16 protein-coding genes are annotated in these 18,063 nt (G+C 54.7%); 11 read left to right on the forward strand and 5 right to left on the reverse strand.

What is annotated here, in order from left to right; genetic code table 11:
- Positions 1-9: 9 nt before the first annotated feature.
- The gene (locus tag B6S09_RS05015) at positions 10-1,452 is read right to left on the reverse strand and encodes a tyrosine-type recombinase/integrase (protein ID WP_094277402.1); all 1,443 of its coding nucleotides are present in this window, start codon (positions 1,450-1,452) and stop codon (positions 10-12) included.
- A gap of 531 nt (positions 1,453-1,983) precedes the next feature.
- On the opposite strand from B6S09_RS05015, the gene B6S09_RS05020 reads away from it, so the two are divergent.
- The 3 genes from B6S09_RS05020 to B6S09_RS05030 all read left to right on the forward strand — a co-directional run bounded on the left by B6S09_RS05020 (position 1,984) and on the right by B6S09_RS05030 (position 3,296).
- Positions 1,984-2,166: a helix-turn-helix transcriptional regulator gene (locus B6S09_RS05020; protein WP_094277403.1), complete on the forward strand. Its 183-nt coding sequence runs from the start codon at positions 1,984-1,986 to the stop codon at positions 2,164-2,166.
- A gap of 183 nt (positions 2,167-2,349) precedes the next feature.
- The gene (locus tag B6S09_RS05025; protein ID WP_094277404.1) at positions 2,350-2,601 is read left to right on the forward strand and encodes a hypothetical protein; all 252 of its coding nucleotides are present in this window, start codon (positions 2,350-2,352) and stop codon (positions 2,599-2,601) included.
- Positions 2,602-2,687: 86 nt separating this feature from the next.
- Positions 2,688-3,296 (forward strand): YqiA/YcfP family alpha/beta fold hydrolase, encoded by a 609-nt coding sequence (locus B6S09_RS05030; protein ID WP_094277405.1) that lies wholly within the window; start codon positions 2,688-2,690, stop codon positions 3,294-3,296.
- A 152-nt stretch (positions 3,297-3,448) separates the two neighbouring features.
- Here B6S09_RS05030 and B6S09_RS05035 read toward each other — a convergent pair whose 3' ends face one another.
- Complete coding sequence (locus B6S09_RS05035; protein WP_094277406.1) at positions 3,449-4,003, reverse strand: TetR/AcrR family transcriptional regulator; 555 nt, start codon at positions 4,001-4,003, stop codon at positions 3,449-3,451.
- A gap of 379 nt (positions 4,004-4,382) precedes the next feature.
- Between B6S09_RS05035 and B6S09_RS05045 the strand changes: the two genes are divergently transcribed.
- Positions 4,383-4,802 (forward strand): hypothetical protein, encoded by a 420-nt coding sequence (locus B6S09_RS05045; protein WP_208321671.1) that lies wholly within the window; start codon positions 4,383-4,385, stop codon positions 4,800-4,802.
- 73 nt (positions 4,803-4,875) lie between these two features.
- Here B6S09_RS05045 and B6S09_RS05050 read toward each other — a convergent pair whose 3' ends face one another.
- The 3 genes from B6S09_RS05050 to B6S09_RS05060 are packed head-to-tail and all read right to left on the reverse strand — an operon-like array spanning position 4,876 to position 8,565.
- Positions 4,876-5,982 (reverse strand): mandelate racemase/muconate lactonizing enzyme family protein, encoded by a 1,107-nt coding sequence (locus B6S09_RS05050; RefSeq protein ID WP_094277407.1) that lies wholly within the window; start codon positions 5,980-5,982, stop codon positions 4,876-4,878.
- A 13-nt stretch (positions 5,983-5,995) separates the two neighbouring features.
- On the reverse strand, positions 5,996-7,393 hold the full coding sequence (locus B6S09_RS05055) for a YfcC family protein (RefSeq protein ID WP_094277408.1): 1,398 nt from the start codon (positions 7,391-7,393) through the stop codon (positions 5,996-5,998).
- A 14-nt stretch (positions 7,394-7,407) separates the two neighbouring features.
- Positions 7,408-8,565, reverse strand: a complete 1,158-nt coding sequence (locus tag B6S09_RS05060; RefSeq protein ID WP_094277409.1) for a M20 metallopeptidase family protein — start codon at positions 8,563-8,565, stop codon at positions 7,408-7,410.
- Between the two features lie 221 nt (positions 8,566-8,786).
- Here B6S09_RS05060 and B6S09_RS05065 point away from each other — a divergent pair, with 221 nt between their 5' ends.
- The 7 genes from B6S09_RS05065 (at position 8,787) to B6S09_RS05095 (ending at position 18,034) form a co-directional block, all read left to right on the forward strand.
- Positions 8,787-9,686 carry a LysR family transcriptional regulator gene (locus tag B6S09_RS05065; RefSeq protein ID WP_166670262.1) on the forward strand — a complete coding sequence of 300 codons (900 nt, stop codon included), beginning with the start codon at positions 8,787-8,789 and terminating at the stop codon, positions 9,684-9,686.
- A gap of 194 nt (positions 9,687-9,880) precedes the next feature.
- Positions 9,881-10,774, forward strand: a complete 894-nt coding sequence (locus B6S09_RS05070) for a dihydrodipicolinate synthase family protein (protein ID WP_094277411.1) — start codon at positions 9,881-9,883, stop codon at positions 10,772-10,774.
- Positions 10,775-10,904: 130 nt separating this feature from the next.
- A complete protein-coding gene (locus tag B6S09_RS05075) occupies positions 10,905-11,732 on the forward strand; it encodes an NAD-dependent protein deacetylase (protein WP_094277412.1) in 828 nt (275 codons plus the stop codon).
- Positions 11,733-11,941: 209 nt separating this feature from the next.
- Positions 11,942-13,639 (forward strand): sensor histidine kinase, encoded by a 1,698-nt coding sequence (locus tag B6S09_RS05080; RefSeq protein WP_094277413.1) that lies wholly within the window; start codon positions 11,942-11,944, stop codon positions 13,637-13,639.
- On the forward strand, positions 13,632-14,969 hold the full coding sequence (locus B6S09_RS05085) for a sigma-54-dependent transcriptional regulator (RefSeq protein WP_094277414.1): 1,338 nt from the start codon (positions 13,632-13,634) through the stop codon (positions 14,967-14,969). Before B6S09_RS05080 ends, B6S09_RS05085 begins: the two co-directional genes overlap by 8 nt.
- A gap of 14 nt (positions 14,970-14,983) precedes the next feature.
- Complete coding sequence (locus B6S09_RS05090) at positions 14,984-16,231, forward strand: ABC transporter substrate-binding protein (protein ID WP_208321669.1); 1,248 nt, start codon at positions 14,984-14,986, stop codon at positions 16,229-16,231.
- A 357-nt stretch (positions 16,232-16,588) separates the two neighbouring features.
- Positions 16,589-18,034: an NAD-dependent succinate-semialdehyde dehydrogenase gene (locus B6S09_RS05095; protein WP_094277415.1), complete on the forward strand. Its 1,446-nt coding sequence runs from the start codon at positions 16,589-16,591 to the stop codon at positions 18,032-18,034.
- The last annotated feature ends 29 nt before the right edge of the window (positions 18,035-18,063 follow it).

The following is an 18,063-nucleotide window of genomic DNA, read 5'->3' on the forward strand; positions in this document are numbered from 1 at the left end:
TCGTCCTCGTTAGTCATTGCTGGCGCTGGTGTCGTCGTCGGTGCCGTGTAGCTTGGCGGCCAGCTCGAACAACAGACGGCGCTTGTCCCTCTCGGGCATTCCCTCCACCAGGGCGGCCAGTTGGCTATCAAGGGCGGCGTCCGGCTTCTGCGCCAGCCCGGCGTGTTCCAGCATGGCCCGCTCTATCCGCTCGGCGGGCTCCCTCAGCTCGTCGGCACTGAATGACAAGTAACCCTCGGTCACATCGTCGCGCTTGCTCTTGTGGTTCATCAGGCGTTTGAGAATGTAGGTTCCCACGCCTACCAGTTCGGCCACGCTGCCAAAGGTGCGCCGAGCGTCATGGCAGGCAAAGGCAATCGGCTTGAGCCCGTCCGGGTTGGGGGTGGGAACAGTGGCGGCCACAATGCGGGTAATTGTCTTGCGGGGGTCATGGGCAGGCTTGGTAATGTCCGGCCCTGGGAACACATAGGGGCTGGTAACGCCGCACACATTCCAGCGGCGGCGAAAAATGGTTAACAGGGTGTCGGTGATCGGCAGTTCCAGCGGGTCGCCGTTCTTGGTTTCCTCTATCCAGAAGTACCGCCCCCCAAGGTTTACCCGGTCCCACGTCAGCCCGAACACCTCAGAGCGGCGTAAGCCGGTAAACAGGGCCACGTCCAGCCCGTCACAGATAGCGGCGCGGGTGTCCTCCCGGCTGGCTATGGCCTCGCCCCGTACCTGTTCCACTGCGGCCAGCCAGCGGCCCAAGTCGTGATTACGGATCCGGCTGGTCTTGCGGGGGACGTGATTCCATTGCCGTTTGGTGGATAGCACCATGGTTGGCGGATCCGGCAACAGGGTTTTCCCTTCTTCGTCGCGATAGTGGTCATGTGAAAAGCGGTACACAGCTCTCAGTGCCCGGCCCCACAAATCCGCCTGGGCCTTGCTGCTCTTGCGCATTTCCACACGCCGGCCCTCGGAATTAGTCCAAGTCACTCGCCCCTCACTGATCGCAGTGTGCCGTTGCTGTACCCGTTCGCGGGTGATGTTGCGCAAGGGCTGGCGCATCCACTCTTGGGAGTAGTTGCCCAGCACGGCCCGGTATTGGCTGCGGGTGGTCTCCTTGATACGGTCGCCCCGGCTGGCAATGTATTCCTCAAGGGCTTCCACCAGGGTGACGCTGGCCTGACTGTGAAGGCGGCGAGCTTGATTGGGGTTCATCCCCTGAGCCAGCTCCGTCCGGACGGCGGCGGCCTTGTCTCTCGCCATGGCGGGGGACAAATCAGGAAAGCGCCCAAGGGTAACGGTCACGTCCTTGCCATCCACCTTGCGCCGTAACCGGTAGAACTTATCCCCGGTGGGCATTACCTCAATACTCAGCCCCTTGGTTTGTGGATCTGCGTATCGGGTTCGCTTCTCGGGAGCGGGCAAATTCTTGATGCTCGTCTTGGTGAACTCGAATTGTGCTTTCATGGTGTGCCGCCTGTGCCATTCGGTGCCGTTTTGTGCCGCCTATGTGCCGCTTTTTTTCGCGCTGTGCCGCCTATGTGCCGCTTTTCAGGAGTGTTTCGGGCCACTTAGAGGGAGCAGTAGTGAGCTGTAAAGCACTGAAACATATAGCATTAGTGAGCACCAAGGGCAAACAGTGATTTATTATGGCCGTAACTCATAATCGTTAGGTCCCCAGTTCAAGTCTGGGAGGGGCCACCATACACAGCAAGGGTTAGCAGGTTAAAGCCGCTAACCCTTTTTTATTGGCTGCAGTGATGGGTTAAGTAAGCAGGGTGCTTATCGGCTCCCCCACCCCATCAGAAAAATCATCTGCGGTACGCCTTCAACACACAACAGCCTCATTCAAAGTTACATTACCGGATACTATTCCCCCGCCTCACACTCACTACCCCCTCACCGGTCTTATTGAGAAAACGCCGCATTTAGCCGACTTCTGCATTCCTAGCCTCCTGTTAGCCTGACTTCATCATCAGTAACACAGCAGGAGTCATCATGCGGAAAGAACAGGAACATCTGATTGGCATCAAGGAGATGTGCGGGCTTATCGGCAGAGATCGCCGGACGCTTTGGGCATGGGTCAGGAACGGGAAATTTCCGGAACCACTCAGGATAAACGGCTGCACCATCGGCTGGCAGGCATCCTCGTACCGCACCGGGCTGGAAAATGCCCGCTAACAAAAAGACACCGGCGGGGTCGGACGGTGTCTCGTCCATTACGAGCGTTAGATCAAAGTCAGCTTGCTGTTCTTGATTCGACGGCCTTTGAAAGAGAATGTTACATTTAAAGCATTGATTGGTTTTTATTCACACATAAGATCTTACGTCTGTAACAACTGTAAGTTTATCAAGGGAGTAACCATGAACATTGAATGCAAGCATTGCCATACAGCCGTCGTTTTTATTACTGAAAGCACACTGAAAGAAATCAAAAAACAGCTTAAGCCAAATATCAGGACGTTATCGCATCAGGTAACCGCACACACTGAAGGCGCTTACTCTATTTGTCCCCAGTGCGATGCCGACGCCCTTGGGATAGACCTGAGCACCGCTTTTCCCATCATTCTGCAGAATGGGCAGCATATTACTATTCACGAACTGGACCTGTGGTAAGGTACGCTCAACAGTGCGCAGCGTGTAAATTTTCATCTGTTTACAGAGAAAAGATGGCAGCAATGCTGCAAGAGCAAGGCTTCTGAATGAGCTTGGCACAGGGTGCTTTTTGCCGACATGCTTTGTTACAGAGCCAGGCGACGCTTAATGTCGTTTGGGTGCACCATACTGTGTTTATAGGTTTTAATCTGGAAATTACCATGATCCTTTTTTTTCATGGCTTGGATTCTGATAACCAGACCACCAAGTTCCCCGCCATCAGTTACCCCCACAAATATTGTGAAACTGTGGATTACCGTTGCAGAAACATGGAGGAAATCAGCTGGCATTACGACGAGCTGATTGCTCAGCACAATCCTATTTTGTTGGTGGGACACAGCCTGGGAGGCTACTGGGCGTTGTTAAAGTCGCAGCAGCATGGCTTGCCATGCGTGCTGGTTAATCCCCAGCTCTATCCTTCATTTCGTGCTGATTATCCGGAACTGGAGGTGACCAGCGGTAACGATGGCGTGTTACGCATTGCCTATCTGGAGTTGGGCGATGAAGTACTAGATATCCAGCGAATCCACCGCGTTCTGGACGGGAGTCTGACTGAGCTGCACTGCGCGAATGGCGGACATCATAGAGTCGCAGACTTGGCGCGGATGGATTCGGTGGTGCATGCTGCCCTGGAGCGGATCCAAAAACAAGATTAGCCCAGGTCGGTGCTGGTTAGGCTTAATGGCGACAGCTGGGCCCGCTTCATCTGCGGTGGGGGGACTACAGTATGATTGCTATATCTGGATTCACTGTCGCAAGCCGGCTGTTACTCTGACCAAACCACTTCCCGGCATTCAACTACCCACGCTCAGCAACACTCTTCTCCCTCGCTCAGGAACAACCCATCATCCAGCAGGGCCAGCTTATCACGCAGATTTTTCAGCATAATATCCCGGTTTTGCCGGCCCTGCAGGCCGTTCAGTAATGTCATAAAGTAGCAGTCCATCAACAGGTCGGCCGCAGCCCGGTGGTAGCGGCAGCGGGAAAACAGGGTACGTTTAAAGGCTTCCAGCTCGGCCTCCAGATCATGCCATTGCCAGATAAGCTCCCTGAACAGCTCCCGGCTGAATTCCCCTTGCTCAAGATAAAAATGGTAAAGGTGTGCCGCATAGTGCTGCAGCCTGTCTTTGGGGTTGTGCTGCGTATCGGTTTCACTTGCATAAGCCAGGGTTTCATCCAGTTTGCTCTGCAAGCCAGCTTTTAATAAATCCAGCTTGGTGGGGAAATGAGCAAACACGGTGCCTGTCGCTACCTTCGCAGCAACGGCAATCTGCCGGGTGCTGGTTTGCGCATAGCCCTGGCCGGCAAAGAGCTGCCAGGCTGCAGCCAGGATCTGCGCGCGGGTTTTCTGTTTTTTGTCCATCTTTCCTGTCGCCTTGCCTTCACCGAAGCACACGATTCTAGTTGAAAACTGAGCGCGCTCAAAATATATTAATGAGCACGCTCAATTAACAAAGTGAGAATGATGAAATCTCTCTGTATTCGTGTACTAGGCTACGTGCTGTTTCTGCCATTTCTGTTCTTTTACAGCTACATTCTCGGGCCCGTTTTAAAGCTAGTGCTGGTCCCGGGGGGGCTGGCATTACTGTTCCTGGTTCTGGGCTGGCGGGATGGGGTGAAGCCTTTTCTGCATCTCTGCCTGAAACCCGGACAGAAAAAAGAGTCCGGGTCCGTTTAAGACACGGGGAGCAGAGCTGAACGTCATGCCGATGAAAAGCAAGGTATTGTTAAACGCAGGGGGCATGGCCAGTCTGCTCGCTGCCCTGTTACATCTGGCTGTTATTGCCGGTGGCCCGGACTGGTATCGTTTTTTCGGCGCGGGAGAAGAAATGGCAAAAATGGCCGAGCAGAACAGCTGGTATCCGGCCTTACTCACCCTGATGATCAGTTCACTCCTGGCCGCTGCCGCCATGTATGCTTTCTCGGGAGCGGGGTTAATTGCCCGTTTGCCCTGGCAACGCCCGGTGCTTTGCGTCATTACCGGTGTTTACCTGTTTCGCGCCGTATACGGTGTGTTATTCCTGCTGATAGCCGGTCACTTCCCGCTGTTACAACAGGTCACGGAAAGACCGGTATTTATGCTGGTCAGTTCACTGATCTGCCTGGCAGTTGGCCTCAGTTACTTTCTGGGGGTAAGAAGTCACTGGCATCGTTTGAGCTGATTGAAAAGCCATATAAACGATAAACGCGGGCAGGTCAGACAACCAGCCCACGTTACCGTGCTTATGGCATCAATCAGTCAATACGGTCTTCAAACACGCTGAGCGACTGAACCTTGGCATCGTCCACCTCGACTCCCAGCCCCGGGTTATCAGATAGCTCAATGTGTGTTTCGTTACCTGGCATAACGGCAACATCATCTGAAATCATCGCCGGGCCAACCATGTCATTGGCCACAATATTGCAATGCGCCATGGCCAGGTGAGCTCCCGCCAGAGTGGCCACGCTCGACTCCACCATAGATCCAATCTGACAAGGAATATCTGCGGCCAGGCCAAGCTCGGCCATGGTACGGGCCGCATGCAGGCCTCCGGATTTCATCAGCTTGATATTCACCAGATCCGCCGCATTCAGCCTGATCACCTCGAGCATATCGCGCACGCCATGAATGGGTTCATCGGCCATAATCAATGCGTCGGTTGAGCCGGTGATCCGCGCCAGTGCCTCCAGGTTTTCAATGGAAACCGGCTGCTCAAACCAGTCAACCCGATAAGGAGCCGCCTGCCGGATCACCTGTAATGCCTGTTTGGCACTCCATCCCTGATTTGCATCCACCCTCAGTTTCACATCCGGCTTCATCGCCTCGCGAACTTTCGCAATACGTTCAATATCCAGTTCCGGAGCATCACCCAGTTTTATCTTGATTGAGCTATAACCTCGCTTGCAGGCATCCTGCGCCTGACGCGCCATTTCTTCCGGATCCAGCATACTGATCACACAAGGCAGCTCAATACGGGTATGGTGACGGCCACCCAGTAAGCTGTAGAGCGGTACGTGACACTGCCTGGCCAGCAAGTCATGCAGGGCAATATCCAGCGCGGCCTTGGCGGAAGGGTTATGGCGTATCCGGGTTTCAGCAACACGATGGAAATAGCCGATGCTGTCTACCGGTTTCCCGATAAGCAGAGGAGCCAGCTCTCTGGTAATGATCTGCCGGGCCGACTGCCAGGTTTCACCCGACACGTGCTGGTCAACAACGGCTTCTCCCCAGCCAACCTTTCCTGAGGCTGATTCCACCTTCACCAGAATACTTTCAATATCCTCATAGGTATCGTAAGCAATTTTGAATGGCTGCTTGAGAGGCAGACGAATACCATAAACAGTGATTTTTTTAATTGTCATAAAAATATGTCCTTCAAGACCAGGAAATATAGTAAGCAAGGGTAACCATACTGATCGCAAGCGCCAGCTGTATCAGAAACAGTGGCAGAATCCATTTAATCCATTTACCCCAAGACACTCCCGCTACCGATAATCCTGCCATAAAGTAACCGGAAGTCGGTGTGATGATATTGGTAATGCCATCCCCCAGCTGAAAGGCAAGCACCGCGGTCTGCCGGGTGACTCCCACCAGGTCGGCAAGCGGCACCATCAAGGGCATTGTCAGCGCAGCCTGTCCGCTACCGGACGGCACCAGACAGTTGAGCACCAGCTGGACAAGGAACATACCGACAGCCGTCAGTACAGGAGGCATGCTCCCAATCACCTGCTCCAGCTGATAAAGAATGGTGTCCAGTATATTGCCGTCCTTAAGAACGATAAGAATACCGAAGGCAAACCCCACCACCAGGGCGCCCATGGCAATCTCCTTAAGTCCGTTTACAAAATGCTCGGCGATTGCGTTCGGGCTCATCCGGGCAAACAGCCCAACGGCCATACCCATCATCAGGAAGACAGCAGATATTTCACCGATATACCAGCCATGACGTATCACACCATATGCAATCAGCAGGATAGAACCACCAAACACCGCCAGAATAAAACGATCCGCTGTGCTGAGAGGAGCAAGATCGGATAATTCTTTACTCAGTTCAGCTGCAGAGCCTGGAGGTGACTTCACCTTAGCTGCATATAAAGTCACAAAGGCAATACTGACACCGACAAATACAAACCAGTAGGCAACCCGTAAACCGAGGCCGGAGAACATGGGTAACTGTGCAATATCCTGAGCCACACCAACCGTAAACGGGTTCATGAATGCAGCAGAAAATCCGGCACCGGCACCGACAAGCGGTACGGCGGCGGCCACCATAGCGTTATAGCCCAGCATTTTCATTATCGGCGCAAGAATAATGATGAAGGCAATGCTTTCCTCCGCCATTCCGAATGTGGCACCGCCAATGGCAAACAGCAGCATCAATAATGGAATAAGGATAAGATCATTACCCGAGAGGCTGCGGCTGATACTGTTAACCAGTTTTTGCAACACACCCGTTGCCTTAAGAACACCGAATGCGCCACCGGAAATGAAAATAAAGAAGATAATACTGCTGCCTTCCTTCATTCCGCTGAAAACAGCCATAAAGGGGGTTAGCAGTGTTGCTTGCTGCCCTTCCATAACAGAGTAGCTGCCGGGCACCACCACCGTTTTACCTTGCTCTGAAATAACACGTTCATAGCTGCCTGCATCAACCAGATAGGTCATTGCAGCCGCAATACAGATAAAGGTAAACAAAACCACAAAAATATGAGGAAAGGCAAATTGCCGGCGCGATGTTGCCTCAAGCGTAACAGTCCTGTCCATCTGACTCATATAGCCTCCCTGGCTTACTGGTTATTGTCGAGAAAACGTCTGGCAACATGGGAAAGAAAACGGCTTCCCTTCTCCAGAATACTGTCGTTAAAGTCGTAATCCGGCTGATGAAGCTGGGGGGCATGGCAGCCGGCTCCGTTACCAATCCATGCATACACACCGGGCACCGCTTCCAGAAATGCCCCCATATCGTCTGCTCCCATGCTAATGGGATGCTCAACCAGCCCCTCTGCGCCCCATAGCTCCTCTACCACACTACGGGACAGCACCGTACAGTCAGGGTCATTGGCTACCGGAGGCGTTGAACGTCGGTAATCAATGGTCTGAGTGCAACCTGTCGCCAGTGCCACTCCCTGCGCAATATCGTGAATCCGTTTTTCAATATCCTGTCTGACCTCGGGCCTGAAACTGCGGGCCGTTCCCTTCAGACTGGCAGAAGTGGGGATCACGTTACTGGCAAAGCCACTTTGCAGACTCCCGACACTCACCACCGCAATGTCTTCAGGATTAATATTGCGGCTGACAATCTGCTGCAAAGCCGTCACAAATAACCCGGAAGCCAGCACCGGATCCGACGAAAGGTGAGGCATGGCTCCATGACCACCTTCTGCGTGGAATTCGATATCAAAATCATCGCTAGATGCCATATGAGGCCGATCGTGTATCACAAAACGACCAGCTTCCACCCCGGGCCAGTTATGCAACCCAAACATGGCATCAACCGGAAAACGCTCCAGCAAGCCGTCCTCAAGCATCGCGGGGGCCCCGGTACCCAATTCTTCGGCGGGCTGGAAGATCAGCACAACACGACCAGATGCCGGTCTGTTTTTCAGCAGAGACAGCGCCGCTCCCATTAACATTGCCGCATGGCCGTCATGGCCGCACGCATGCATCACTCCCTGATGCTCGGAAGCATGTCCGGTCTCATTCGCCTCAGCGATCGGCAACGCATCCATGTCTGCTCTCAGAGCAACACTGGCACCGGCTGTCTCACCATGGATAACGCCGACTACACCATGACCACCAATGTTCTGGTAAATTTCATCCACGCCAATAGTACGCAGCATGCAGACAATGCGTTCTGCTGTCTGCTGCTCAGCGCCAGACAACTCCGGAAAGCGGTGCAACTCTTGTCGAAAGGAAATTATACGCTCAACATCCTGCTTATTCATTAACCAGATCCCTCGGTTTCTCGTCTCCAAAACCTTTCCAAGACACTGATTTATTTACTAAATACAGCACATAAAAAGGTGTAAACAACCACAGACTCACAACGCCCGTGAAGTTGCACTAAAAAGTGTTTTTCAGCATATTCAACGAATCAAGGACGGAACAATACTTCTTCTCTATAGAGTCATGCCTTTCTGGTATGCCATGCAGGTCGCAGCACGTTATGGATATAAAAAAACTGAGGTACTTTTTGTCGGTTGTTAACGAAGGCTCTATCACCTCAGCGGCCAAAAAGATCCCCATCGCTCAGCCGGCCCTGACTCGTCAGATACGACTGCTGGAAGAAAGCCTGAACACCAGATTACTGGAACGGAACCCCAAAGGGGTCGCCTTAACCGCAGCAGGGGAGTTTCTGTATGAACACGCACGCCGGCTGGTGGATGAATTCGACAGCATCATCATGCAGACCAAGGAAGTTGCGGACGAAAACACCGGAAGTCTCGCCATTGGCATTACCACCATTCATCCCTACATACCCGGGATTTCAGGACTGATCAGCAGGTTTCGCGCCCAGAACCCGGACATTAAGCTGTCACTTGAATCCATGCTTTCCGGCCCCCAGACCTCCGCCATTCTTGAAGGCCATATCGACGCCGGCATTTTGTTTATGGAGAGGGAAGATGAGTCATTGTTTGATACCTTCACTATCAGTACCTATCCCATGGCCGTTATCACCAGCCGCTATGCGGGCCTGCCGGTAACCCCTCCCAGCTCATTACATGACCTCGACGGCGTGCCTTTTATCCGCTTCAAGCGGACCTCTACCCCGGACAGCTATGACCGTATAGACCAGCACTTTCGCGATGCCGGGATCACACCCAATGTTATTCAGGAATGTCACGATGACATTACCATTCGCAGCCTGGTCGCGACAGGAATGGGATACGCCATCATGCCCGGCATTCTCGCTGCCGGCGATGACAACCTGATTGCCTATCAACTGGATGATCTCGATATTGACTCATCACTGAAACTGGCATGGCGCAAAGGGAGCGCATCCAGAGAAGTTGAAACGCTGCTGGCCATTGCCAGAAGTGAGTCAATCACGGGCCCTGAATCCTAGGCAAGGAACAGAAAAACCGGCAAGCCATCGGCCGGAACGGGAAAGAACCATAGTAAAAGCGACGGCTTTTTCAGCTCCGGAGGTCCCCAGGCATACGGACAGCCTAAAAATACGTCGAAGAAAACAAGGAAGAATGGTAACCATATAAGCCGATATCCCCATCAGGCAATCCCATCACTCAGGAGCCAGACAGCATGTTCAGTGGTTTAAGCGCTTTTCCCCTGACCCCAATGAATGCGGCAGGACCAGACGACGTGACATTTGTCCGTTTGATAGAAAATCTGGCAGAAGCCAACGTCGACTCCATCGGCGCACTGGGCTCAACGGGCAGCTATGCCTACCTGAACCGTGCCGAGCGGGCCCGTATCGCCAGGCTGGCAGTGCAACATGCCGGGCCGGTACCTGTTATGGTGGGAATAGGAGCAACCAGCACACGAGAAGTGCTGCACCTGGCCGAAGATGCACAGCAGGCCGGCGCAAAAGCCTTGCTGCTGGCGCCGGTGTCATATCAGCCTCTGAACAGCGAGGAAGTCTATGAGCTTTACCGGAACGTCAGTCATGAGCTGTCTGTTCCCTTGTGTGTATACGATAACCCGCGTACGACCCGCTTTGAATTCAGTGATGAGCTGCATGCCCGTATCGCTCGCTTGCCCGGCGTTGCCTCAATCAAGATCCCCGGGGTTCCGGCAGATCCTCAGGCGGCAAAGGAAAGAGTGGAGCGGCTGCGCAAGCAGATCCCCTCTCACGTTTCCATCGGCATCAGTGGCGATCCCCTGGCCGCAACCGGCCTTAACGCCGGTTGCGAACTGTGGTATTCGGTTCTGGGTGGTCTGTTTCCACGTACGGCTCTGGCACTGACCCGAGCGGCCCTGGCGGGCGACAGCGAGCAGGCGGAACAGTTATCAAGAGAGCTGACTCCACTCTGGGAGATGTTTCACCAACACGGCAGTGCCCGGGTAGTGGCTGCAGCGGCAGAGCTGCTGGGGCATGTAGAAGCACCATGCTTGCCGGCGCCTCTTCAGGCACTCAATAACACTGAGCGGACAACTCTGGCTGCCCTGCTGGATAAACTGGCTTTATCACGATGAGTTATCTGTTTTCGCAATGCACGAAAGGGCTGCACCGCCACAAAAGTATGGGAGAGCCCTTTTCTCCCTCGTCCTGCTCTGCATATAAATTAGCGACGTTTATCAGTGCACATCCGGGGAAAGCCAAGCCATGAGCAGACTCCACCACGAGCTGGTTGAATTTATTCATCAAAATCCTCGCCTGCTGGTACTGACCGGTGCCGGTATCAGTACCGACTCGGGTATTCCCGACTATCGGGATCAACAGGGTCAGTGGAAACGCCAGCAGCCGGTACAGCATCCGGATTTTATGCGTTGCGAGCATACCCGAAAACGCTACTGGGGCCGCAGCCTGGTCGGCTGGCCGGTGATGCGTGATGCTCAGCCCAACCCGGCACACAGCGCGTTGGCCCGGCTGGAGCAACTGGGCCATATCAGTCTTCTGGTTACCCAGAACGTGGACGGCCTGCACCAGCGGGCCGGCAGCCGGAAGGTGGTTGACTTGCATGGCCGTTCCGATCAGGTTGTCTGCATGAACTGTGACTACCGTTGCAGCCGGGACGAAACCCACCAGCGCAGTGCCGAATTGAATCCGGATTTTACTCACTATACTGCCGCCACGGCACCGGATGGCGATGCCGATCTGGAAGTGGACTTCAGCCACTTTCACGTTCCCGCGTGTTACCAATGCGGTGGCATTCTCAAGCCGGACGTGGTGTTCTTTGGTGATAACGTACCCAAAGAGCGGGTTGTCGCCTCACTGCGTACCCTTGAACACGCAGACGGCCTGCTGGTGATCGGCTCGTCGCTGATGGTTTATTCCGGCTTTCGTTTCTGCCTCCGCGCCCGGGAGTGGAACAAGCCCATTGCCGCCCTCACCCTGGGCACAACCCGCGCCGATGCACTGCTCAGCCTGAAGCTGAGTACGCCCATCACTCCGCTGTTGCAGGCAGCACTGAGCAGTTTAAACCGGGAGTAATCACTGATAACAAACCGGTTCAAACATCCGGCAGAAACATCCTGATAAAAGCGGCCCTGAAAATAAGCATCCTCTGCACGACTGACTGCCATATATCACCGGCATAGCTCACAGAACAGCGAGGCACTACGCCCCCGGTGTTCTTGCATGTGTTACGCTCTGGCCGGATCACACCGGTTAACCGTTACCCTTTCAACCAGTCATTCTGAATGCGCATAAAGCAACGCTCCAAATACCTGAGTTCACAGTACCTATGGCTTTCGTTGCTTGTCGCACTGGTTCCGCTACTGTCCTTTGCCACCCTCTACGACAGCTATTTTGCCCAGCTGGTCATGCGCATTACCGACGGTCAGCTCAAAGTTCAGCTGGCGGCCACCCGCAACGAGTTTCGCTCCCATCTACAGGATCGTCGCTATGAGCTCGAAGCCCTTATTGATCAGTTCGACAATGCCGCCACCTTTACCCACACTGGCTACCACACGCTGTCTCCCGAGCTGAAAAGCCTATTACGACTGCAGCTGGACAATAAAGCCATCTATGGCGTTGCCTTCTTCGATGCCAATGACAACTTGCTCTGGAGCTTTCCTGACCAGGCACTGACTCAGGCCAGATACCAGAACATGCGCATGGGCCCGACCTCAACATTTGAAAATGTCGACCTAATCGGCCCCGGTAAACACAGCTGGGATACCCCTTCCGCGTTATTAATGCGCAAGGCAATGATCGCCAGTCCGCTCTCACCATCGGCACCGACGCCGTCCATTGCCCTGATTTTACGTTTTAATATCCTGGCGAGCATTTCCAGAAGCCTGCAACTGGGTGGCGTCTATAAAGCGCTGTTAAGCACTCCCGACGGCCGCTACTACGATACCGTTGGCCAACCTGCATCCCCCAGCGGAAACTTCAGCCAGCATGAGCTGGTTCCGGGCTGGACGCTCCGGCTGGTACAGAACAGCGAACTTGTCGAACCACCCAGCGCCCAAATGCGTTACTGGCTAATCGGACTTGTCGCCGGTACTGTGATCTCCCTGATGCTGCTGCACTGGTACCTCTCCCGCAGACTCAAACGGCAGGTGGATGTTCTGGTTCGCAGCGTAGAGCAAGTGGCCAACGGAGACCTTGAAACGCCTGTACAGCAGCTCAGTAACATAGAAATCGGTCGTCTGACCCAGGCCGTAGAGCGAATGCGCGGACAACTGAAACAGGTTATCAGTTCTGCTGTAGATAGGGAGCGCCAGGCCTCTCTGGGCCAGCTGGCGGCAGGCCTCGCACATGATATTCGCAACCCGCTGACCACTATTCGCACCACCATCCAGACTCTGGCCCGGCGAGAGCACAACCCCATGCACAAAGACATGCTGGAAATGGTCGAAGAAGAAATAGAGCGGGTCAACGACGTCATCACCAACCTGCTTGATTTTGCCCGGCCACGCCCTCCCCAGGCTGAACTCATTCAAGTCAGCGAGCTCTACGAAGGGCTAATCGCCCTGGTCAACGCTTCCGCCCGGAGACAACAGGTCAGGCTGAAAGTAACCTGCAGCAAACACCTGCTGATATTCGCAGACAAGGGGCATATGCGTCAGATTTTAATGAACCTGATCTTAAATGCCCTGCAAAGCATGCCTGCCGCCGGTGGAGAGATTCAACTTATCGCCATAAGGAATGACGACAAAATAAAACTGACCGTCGCCGACAATGGTCCGGGCATACCTTCGGCGCTACAGTCTCGTATTACCGAGCCCTTTTTCACAACCCGGGAAACCGGCACTGGCCTGGGGCTGGCCATTTGCCAGGTACTGGCTGCCAGCAATCACATCACCTTACATATTTACAGCCGGGCCGATCAGGGCACTCGTGTCGAGCTTCATTGCCCCGGGCCTGAAGAAAGGAAACCCGACCATGAATAACCTGACCATTCTGGTTATCGATGATGAACGCAACCTGATCCGCAGCATACGTTTTGCTCTTATGGATCAGCATATTGAGGTTCTGGGTGCCGCCACTGCCCGGGAAGGCCTGGAGCTGGCCAGAACTTCCCTGCCCGATGTCATTCTGCTGGATCTGGGACTGCCGGATATGTCCGGGCTTGAACTGCTGCCGCAACTACGCCAGACGCTGCCAGACATTCCCGTCATCATGATTTCAGCCCATGGCGATACTCGCGCCGCCGTCAGGGCCGTCAAGGAAGGAGCACTCGACTACATTACCAAGCCATTTGAATGGGATGAGCTGGTCATGCTGATCCGACGCAGCAGCGAACGCTCCCATATGGCGCGCGAGCTCAGCTTTCATCGTCGGCGCCACGAACATACCCACCGGCTGGTTGGCAACAGCCCTCAAATGGAGCAACTGCGCCAGACTCTTGAGCTTATCGGGCGCAGCTCCGGCAAAACCATGCTGATCTCGGGCCCTTCCGGCACCGGCAAGGCTCTGGTAGCACGCAGCCTTCATGATGTGCGCTTTACCGATGCCCCTTTCATTGAAATCAACTGTGCGGCACTGCCTGAACAGCTTATCGAGGCCGAACTTTTTGGCGCAGAGCGTGGCGCTTATACCGGCGCTACCCAACATCGCAACGGCCTGATCGCACTGGCCGACGGGGGCACCCTGTTTCTGGATGAAATTGGAGAACTTCCCCTGCCACTGCAGGCCAAGCTACTTAGCTTTCTTGAAAACCGCAGCTACCGCCCCATAGGTGGCAGCCGGGAAATTCAGGCGGACGTGGTCGTCATGGCCGCAACCAACCGGGATCTCAAAACCGAAGTCACTCAGGGAAACTTTCGCTCCGATCTTTACTACCGCCTTAATATTTTACCTATTCACGCCCCGCCTCTGGCAGCACGTGGTGACGATATCACCCTGCTCATTCATCATTTCAGCGATCAGTTTGCCCGTCAGGAGGGCTGCGAGCCACCACACTGGAGCACTGAAACGCTAAGGCTGCTGTGCGCTTATGCCTGGCCTGGTAACGTACGCGAACTCAGAAATCTGGTAGAACGCATTACCATACTGCATGCCGGTCAGGACATTTCTCCCGAATATTTGCCCAGTGAATATCTGGATAGCACCAACACACCAGCGGCGACGTCGCTGTATACCGAAGCGATAGAAGACAAAGAGCGCCGGTTAATTCTCGATGCCCTTCAGGAAACCGACGGGCACAAAGGGCTGGCCGCCGAGCGCCTGGGTATCTCCCGCCATGCACTCAAACGCCGAATTCAGCGACTTGGTCTTTAAGCATCGGGCCCCTCATGATGACAACTTGCCTTCGACTGCCCTGTTTGTTGTATTCGCTGCTTATGTTGCTGGTGTTGCCGCCGGTACAAGCCAACATTTTTCTTGGTGCCGATACCGAGGAAGCCCAGGTGCGCGTAGGTTGCCTGTACCCTCTCAGCGGACGTGGAGGCTTATATGGCCTGGACAGTGTGGTGGGCATTCAGGTTGCGCTTGACTGGCTGCAGCTACAGCCCGTTGACTACCCTCGCATGCAAATATTCATTGCCGACACCCGCTCCCGGCCCTCACGCACTACCCGCCTGGCACGTGAATTTATACGGAAACGAAATGCCCGGTTCATCTGTGGCGTCGTCAATTCAGCCATTGCCCTGGAAGTGGCCGAAGTGGTCTCATCAGAACGCGCTTTTTTCATTGGAACAGACCATGCCTCACCACGCCTGACAAAACCGGAGGTCTCCCCCTATTACTTCAGGGTCAGCAACAACAGCCGCCAGTCCATGTACGCGGCTGCCCGCTATATCAAAGAGTCATTCCAGCATTCAGCTGAGTCTCCCCTGCGCATCTCCTATCTGGGGCCGGATTATGACTACGGCTATCAAATGTGGCAGGATCTTCAGCAGGCATTACAGCTGGCGGGGGTGCACTTCAGCATTGTAACCGCGCTCTGGCCAAGCCTGTATGAACCCGACTACACCCCCTATATCGAAGCGCTGAAACAGAGACCCAGTGATCTCATCATCAATTCGCTCTGGGGAGGGGATCTGGTTGCTTTTATTGAACAGGGCAATCAGGCCTCCCTGTTTCAGCATGCGCCTTTTGCCAACTTCGATACCGGCGGTAACTACGAAGTACTGGCCGCCCTTAAAGATGATATGCCAACAGGGCTTATTCTCTCTGCCCGACATCACAATAACTGGCCTGCCACCGACTACAATCGCTGGTTTGTACAACGTTTTCACGCCTTAAGTGGCCGCTATCCTTCCTATGCGGCTCAAGGGGCCTTCGCCGGTATTCTGGCCATTGCCGAATCATTACGTACCGCCGGCGTTCATGCCAGCAGCGCCGAGATCCGGGCCGCCCTGGAAGGACTTCGGCTAAAGCTACCGGAAGATCCCCCCGGTTTTACCTCTTATATGGATCCCATCACTCACCAGATACAGCAAGTGATTGCAATTGGCCATAGTCAGCCCGATACAAGCCTCCCTCCCGCCAGCAGACTTTTGGGCGACTGGAAAGTCTACCCGCCTGCCCCCCTCCCCTGAGCGAAAACCGCTCACCCAACCGCTCAAAGGTGAGCGAATACCGCTCACCTTTTTTATCTCAGTTCTTAAACTTTTTAATAAAGCTTTATAAACAAGTACTTAAAGTTCGTAAAAAACTGGCATCCAGTTTGCTAACAGATGTTTGTAGTCCTGTTTGCAAGATGCAGAAAAACACCAAGAGGCGAATTGTCTGGAGCCTGGATTGCTCCGGCACCCGTTCAGGACATCGCCCTGCCATTGAGGTTGTAGCGTACATAACGCCATTAAATTTATGCATCGACTACGCCCGGTAATTAACGCCTTTTCAATAGCCATGGCGGGAACAGCCATGGCCACACAATCGGAATGGAGATGGTTATGACCACACTCAAGGATGCGTCCTTGCTGAAAGACCTTTGCCTGATCAACGGCGCCTGGGTTGCTGCAGCATCTCAAGCCACCATTAACGTGACCAACCCGGCCACCGGTGAAATCCTGGCGACCGTGCCTCAACTGGCCCCGGAAGAGATTCCGGCCGTCATCGAGTCCTCCCGTGTTGCACAGAAGGCATGGGCGGCCCGCCCGGCCAAGGAACGCGCGGCCATTCTGCGTCGCTGGTTCGAGCTGATGCTGGACAACGTCGATGATCTTGCTCTGATCATGACCCGTGAACAAGGCAAACCGCTGGCCGAAGCCAAGGGCGAAATCGCCTATGCGGCCTCTTTCATCGAATGGTTTGCCGAAGAAGCCAAGCGCGTCTACGGTGATACCATCCCGGCCCCTCGTGCCGATCAGCGCATTACCGTGCTGCGCCAGCCCATTGGTGTCACCGCCGCCATTACGCCCTGGAACTTCCCGGCGGCGATGATCACCCGCAAGGTTGCACCGGCGCTGGCAGCCGGCTGCTCCATGATCGTCCGCCCCGCCGACCTGACCCCGCTGACCGCCCTGGCGCTGGGTGAACTGGCACAACGGGCCGGCGTACCGGCCGGCGTGTTCCAGATTGTCACCGGGTCCGCCAGCAAGATCGGCAAGGTGCTGACCGACAGCGAGATAGTCAGCAAGCTGTCCTTCACCGGTTCTACCGAAGTGGGCCGACTGCTGATGGCCCAGTGTGCAGACACCATCAAGAAGGTATCTTTGGAGCTGGGCGGCAACGCGCCCTTTATCGTATTCGATGATGCCGACCTGGATCAGGCCATTGAGGGTGCCATGGCCTCTAAATACCGCAACGCCGGCCAGACTTGCGTATGTGCCAACCGCATCCTGGTCCAGCGCGGCGTCTACGATGCCTTCGCCGAAAAACTGGCCGAGCGGGTACGCGCACTGAAAGTCGGTGACGGCACCGAGGCCGGCACCGATATCGGCCCGATGATCGAAGAGAAAGCAATCACCAAGGTGGAAGAGCACATTCAGGATGCCGTTACCAAGGGTGCCACCCTGCTGCACGGCGGCGAGCGCCTGGGTGGCCTTTACTTCCAGCCGGCCATTCTCACCGGCGTCACTACCGAGATGAAAGTCGCCCGGGAAGAAACGTTTGGTCCCATGGCACCGTTATTTGTCTTCGATACCGAAGAAGAAGCGATTGCCATGGCCAACGACACCATTTTCGGTCTGGCCGCCTACTTCTACACCCGCGATCACGCGCGCACCATCCGCGTATCCGAAGCCCTGGAATACGGCATGGTCGGCCACAATACCGGCCTGATCTCCAACGAAGTTGCCCCTTTCGGCGGCGTCAAGCAGTCCGGCCTGGGCCGTGAAGGTTCGAAGTACGGTATTGATGAATACCTGGAACTCAAGTACGTCTGCAGCGCGCTGTAACGCTTAACCGGTGAGCGGGCCTTGTCCCG

Source organism: Oceanimonas baumannii (assembly GCF_002245495.1).
Classification (GTDB): Bacteria; Pseudomonadota; Gammaproteobacteria; order Enterobacterales; family Aeromonadaceae; genus Oceanimonas; species Oceanimonas baumannii.